The 5,199-nt window shown below is 76.9% G+C and carries 4 protein-coding genes; all 4 read left to right on the top strand.

Annotation, left to right across the window (positions count from 1 at the left end):
- The coding region (locus ACWENR_RS29460; protein WP_452280212.1) for an SUMF1/EgtB/PvdO family nonheme iron enzyme at positions 1-734 on the top strand (734 nt) is incomplete at its 5' end.
- Positions 731-2,884 (top strand): alpha/beta fold hydrolase, encoded by a 2,154-nt coding sequence (locus ACWENR_RS29465; RefSeq protein WP_452280213.1) that lies wholly within the window; start codon positions 731-733, stop codon positions 2,882-2,884. The genes ACWENR_RS29460 and ACWENR_RS29465, both read left to right, overlap by 4 nt.
- Positions 2,881-4,092 (top strand): CaiB/BaiF CoA transferase family protein, encoded by a 1,212-nt coding sequence (locus ACWENR_RS29470; protein ID WP_452280214.1) that lies wholly within the window; start codon positions 2,881-2,883, stop codon positions 4,090-4,092. Before ACWENR_RS29465 ends, ACWENR_RS29470 begins: the two co-directional genes overlap by 4 nt.
- Positions 4,093-4,914, top strand: coding sequence for an HpcH/HpaI aldolase/citrate lyase family protein (locus ACWENR_RS29475; RefSeq protein ID WP_452280215.1), 822 nt, complete (start codon positions 4,093-4,095; stop codon positions 4,912-4,914).
- The last annotated feature ends 285 nt before the right edge of the window (positions 4,915-5,199 follow it).

Raw genomic sequence — 5,199 nt, forward strand, 5'->3', positions numbered from 1 at the left:
ACCGCGAGCCCGGCGTCATGACCGCGCCGCCCACCACCGCCACCGCACCCGACGAACTGACCCTCTGGCTCGACCTCCTGCACTTCCCCGGCGCCGAACCGATGGTCGCCGTCGACGGCGGCCGGCGCGAGCTGCTGGTGCGGCACCGGGTGCGGGAGACCGGACTGTACGGGGAGACCCCGTACGTCGACGAGTGGAAGCCGCTGCCGCCCCGGCTGCACCACACCGGCACCCTGCGCCGCAGCGTGACGCTGGGCCGGTTCGCCATCGACACCCACGAGGTCACTCACGGCCAGTACGCCGAGTTCCTGCGCGCCACCGGCTACCGACCGGTGCGCCCCGAGCGGTTCACCGCCGGGCAGGGCCCCGCCGACGCGCCGGTCACCGGCGTCGAACTGGCCGACGCCCGCGCGTACGCGGCGTGGGCCGGGCTGCGGCTGCCCACCGAGGACGAGTGGCAGGTGGCCGCCGAGGCGGGGCTGCTGACCCGCCGTGAGCCGCTGGTGTGGAACCTGACCGAGAGCGAGCACTCCGACGGGCGTACCCGGTTCGTCGTCGTCAAGGGCGGCGCCGCGTACCGGGCGGAGGGCTCGGACTGGTATCTCGACGGCGGGCCGCAGCCGCCCGAGGTGTCGGTGAAGCTGCTGCTGACCGGCGCCGGGACGGGCCGCTCCGACCAAGTCGGCTTCCGCTGCGCCGCCGACCTGCCGACCGGACAGGGGGCGACCCGATGAGCGGACGTTGGCGGATCGGCGGCGGCGTGGCCGCCGTGCTCCTCGCGTTCGGGCTGGCCGGCGCGGCGCCGGCCGCCGCGGAGCGGCTGCCCGCGGGCACCCTGACCACCGCCTCGGCGCCCTCGCCGGCGCTGGGCGGCGACATCGACTACACCGTCTACCTGCCGCACGGCTACGCCGCCGCCGGCGCCACCCGCTACCCGGTGCTCTACCTGCTGCACGGCCGGGGCGACACCATGGCGGCGTGGACGCGGGTGAAGGCGGACCTGGACCGGCTGATCGCCGACGGCGAGGTGCCGCCGGTGATCGCCGTGCTGCCCGACGCCCCGTGGAGCAGCCGCGGCAACTGGTACGTCGACTCCGCGTACACCGGAGCGGACGACCCGGGCCGGCCGGTGGAGACGGCGCTCACCCGGGACCTGGTGGCGCACGTCGACGGCACCTACCGCACGGCCGCGCACCGGGGCGCCCGGCTGGTCGGCGGCTACTCGATGGGCGGCGCGGGCGCCCTGCGCTACGCGCTGGCCCACCCCGACCTCTTCGCCAACGCGGTGGTGCTCAGCCCGGCGGTGTACCGGCCGCTGCCGCCGGCCGACTCCTCGGCGCGCGAGTTCGGCGCCTTCGGCTCCGGCGCGCAGCGCTTCTCCGACGAGGTCTACCAGCGGCTCAACTACCCGGCGCTACTGCCCGGGCTGGACCCGGAGTCCCCGGTGCGGATGTACGTCGCGGTCGGCGACGACGAGTGGGCCAACCCGGAGCCGGCGGACGCCGCGCACGACCTGGACTACGAGGCGGCGACCCTCTACAACACGGTGCGCCGCGCCGACGCGGTGGCCGCCGAGTTCCGGGTGCTCGACGGGGGACACGACTGGGACGTGTGGCGGCCGGCCTTCGTGGACGGTCTGCGGCGGCTGGCGCCCACGCTGAGCGTCACCCCGCCGGCCGGGCTGCCCGGGCCGGCGTACGGCGGCGCGGGCGTCGACTGGGCCGGCGGCGTCGCCGCCCACCCGGACGGCGCCACCACCCTCGGCTACGCGGCCTCCGGTCCGGTCGCCGGCCAGCCGTACGCGGGCGGGCTGGACGCCGTGGTGAGCCGGGTGGACGCCACCGGCACCCGGTGGACGACCCAGTTCGGCACCCCGGCCAACGACCGGCTCTACGGCGTGGTGCCGCTCGCCGACGGCGGCGTGATCGCGGCCGGCTACACCCGGGGCGACCTCGACGGCCGGCATCCCGGCAGCCCAGCCGACGACGGGTTCGTGGCCCGCCTGACCGCGACCGGGCAGCGGACCTGGCTGACCCAGGCCGGTGACCCCGCCAAGGCGGACCGGTTCTACGCCGTCGCGGCGGCTCCGGACGGCGGCGCCTACGTCGCCGGCTACACCAGCGGCTCGTTCGACGGGACGGCCCCGGCCGGGGACAAGGACGCGGTGCTGGTCCGCGTCGCCCCGGACGGGTCGGTGGCCTGGAGCCGGCAGTTCGGCGGCCCCGGCGAGGACAAGGCGTACGCGGTGGCCGTCGACGCCGACGGCGTGTACGTCGCCGGCGGCACGTCGGCCGGCCTGCCCGGCACCACCGCGCTCGGCGGTACCGACGGCTGGCTGGCCCGCTTCGACCCGGCCGGCAACCGGAGCTGGGCGACCTCGGTCGGCGGGGCGGGCGACGACCTGCTCGGCGGGGTCACGGTCAGCTCCACCGGCACGGTGGTGGCCACCGGCTCGGTCGGCGGCGAGGCCACCGCGGGCGGCACCGACGTGCTGACCGTGGCGTACACGGCGGCCGGCCGGCAGCGCTGGCGGACGGTGACCGGCGGTCGTGGCGCGGACGCGGGCGCGGACGTGGTGGCGCTGCCCGGCGGGGCGGTGGCCGTGGTCGGCTTCACCGGCAGCAGCCTCGGGGTGCCGGTCGGGGGAGCGGACGTGCTGACGCTGCGGCTGGACGTCCGGGGCCGCCAGCTCGGCGTCGCCCAGTACGGCACCGCCCGCGACGACGCCGCCGACGCCTTCGGCGAGGAGAACGTCTACGCCGCCCTCGGCGCCGACGGGCGGCTGCGGGTCAGCGGGCTCACCGCCGGCACGCTGCCCGGCGGGTCGCCCGGCAACGGCGACGTCTTCCTGGCCACCATCGATCCGACGAAGGGAACGCCGTGACGACCGCAGCAGAACCGGCCCGGCCCGGGCCGCTCGACGGGGTGAAGGTGGTCGACCTGGCCACCCTCTTCGCCGGGCCGCTCGCCGCGGCGTTCCTCGGCGACTTCGGCGCCGACGTGATCAAGGTGGAGCATCCGGCCAAGCCGGACCCGTCGCGCGGGCACGGCCCGGCGAAGGACGGCGTCGGCCTGTGGTGGAAGGTGCTCGGGCGCAACAAGCGCACCGTGACCCTCAACCTGTCCGACCCGGCGGGCGCCGAGCTGCTGCGCCGGCTGCTCGCCGACGCGGACGTGCTGGTGGAGAACTTCCGCCCCGGCACGCTGGAACGGTGGGGCCTCGGCCCGGCTGAGCTGCACGCGGTCAACCCCCGGCTGGTGATCGCCCGGATCAGCGGCTTCGGCCAGGTCGGCCCGTACGCGCGGCGGCCGGGCTTCGGCACCCTGGCCGAGGCGATGAGCGGCTTCGCCGCCGCCACCGGCGAGCCGGACGGGCCGCCGACCCTGCCCCCGTTCGGGCTGGCCGACTCGGTGACCGCCCTCGCGGCCGCGTACGCGGTCATGCTGGCGCTGCGCGCCCGCGACCTCGGCGGCGCCGGGCAGGTGGTCGACCTCGCCATCATCGAGCCGATCATGGCCATGCTCGGCCCGCAGATCACCTGGTACGACCAGCTCGGCTACGTCCAGCCCCGGCTGGGCAACCGGTCCAACAACAACGCCCCGCGCAACACGTACCGCTGCGCCGACGGGCGCTGGGTCGCGGTGTCGACGAGCGCCCAGAGCATCGCCGAGCGGGTGCTGCGGCTGGTCGGCCGCCCGGAGCTGGTGGACGAGCCGTGGTTCGCCACCGGCAGCGGCCGGGCCGCGCACGCCGACGAGCTGGACGCCGCCGTCGGCGCCTGGGTCGCCGAGCGCGACCGGGACGAGGTGGTGGCGGCGTTCGAGGCGGCCGAGGCGGCGGTCGCCCCGGTCTACGACGTGCGGGACATCCTCGCCGACCCGCAGTACGCCGCGCTCGGCACCGTCCGCGCCGTGCCCGACGAGGAACTCGGCGAGGTACGCATGCAGAACGTGCCGTTCCGGCTCTCGCGGACGCCGGGGGAGATCCGGCACGCCGGGCGCCGCCACGGCCAGGACACCGACGCGGTGCTGCGCTCGGTCGGCCTCGACGACGCCGAGCTGGCGGCCCTGCGCGCGAAGGGGGTGATCTGATTGCTGCTGACCTGGCTCTACGTGCCGGGCGACCGGCCGGACCGGTTCGCCAAGGCGGTCGCCTCGGGCGCCGACGCGGTGATCCTCGACCTGGAGGACGCGGTCCTCGCCGACCGCAAGGCGTACGCGCGGCAGGCCGTCGCCGAGTTCCTCGGGCAGCCGCACCCGGTGCCGGTCCAGGTCCGGGTCAACGAGCTGTCCGGCCCGGACCTCGACGCCGACCTCGCCGCGGTGGCCGGTCGCCCGGGGCTGGCGGGCCTGCGGCTGCCGAAGGTGGAGTCGGCGGCGGCCGTCGCGGCCGTGGCCGCCCGGGTGGACGTCCCGCTGCACCCGCTGGTCGAGTCGGCCCTCGGCCTGGAGGCCGCGTACGCCATCGCCGCCGCCGACCGTGCGGTGGCCTCGATCGGCCTCGGCGAGGCCGACCTGCGCTCCGACCTCGGCGTCGACGACGAGGCCGGCCTGGCCTGGGCCCGCAGCCGGGTCGTGGTCGCGGCCCGCGCGGCCGCCCTGCCCCCGCCGGCCATGTCGGTGTACGCGAACGTCGCCGACCTCGACGGCCTCGCCGCCTCGTGCGCGCTCGGCCGGCGGCTCGGTCTGCTCGGCCGGGCGGCCATCCACCCGCGCCAGCTTCCCGTCATCGCCGAGGCGTTCCGCCCGGGGGAGAGGGAGGTGGCCCGCGCGGAGGAACTGCTCGCCGCCGTGGCCGAGGCGCAAGCCCGCAGCTCCGGCACGGTGGTGCTGCCGGACGGGCGGTTCGCCGACCGGGCGATGGTCGCCGCCGCGAGGCGCACCGTCGACCTCGCGGCCCGCTACGCGGCCTGACCGTGGTGCCGGGCTGCGCTGTCGAGCTGCCCCTGTGAATGGGGCGGCGTAGATCGGCCATCGGCAGCCTGTCGATTGGGCGCCGTCGGTCCCACGGCTGGGGCAGCTCGACAGCGGGCGTGGCCCCCACCTGTCGGCTGACCGCCCCTCGCCCCTCGCCTCCTCGCCTGCGATGATCTTGCAGTTTGTGCCCCTCGTTTGCCCGTTCCACGGCTTTTATCGGGGCAGAAAGTGCAAGATCGCGGGGCGAGGCGCGCGGCGCTCGGGCGGCGCCCGCCGCTCAAG

The sequence above is a fragment of the Micromonospora sp. NPDC004336 genome (assembly GCF_053602615.1).

Bases quoted from the DNA above. Each gene is read 5' to 3' on its own strand.
- ACWENR_RS29465 (WP_452280213.1), top strand. From the start codon at position 731: ATGAGCGGACGTTGGCGGATCGGCGGCGGCGTGGCCGCCGTGCTCCTC.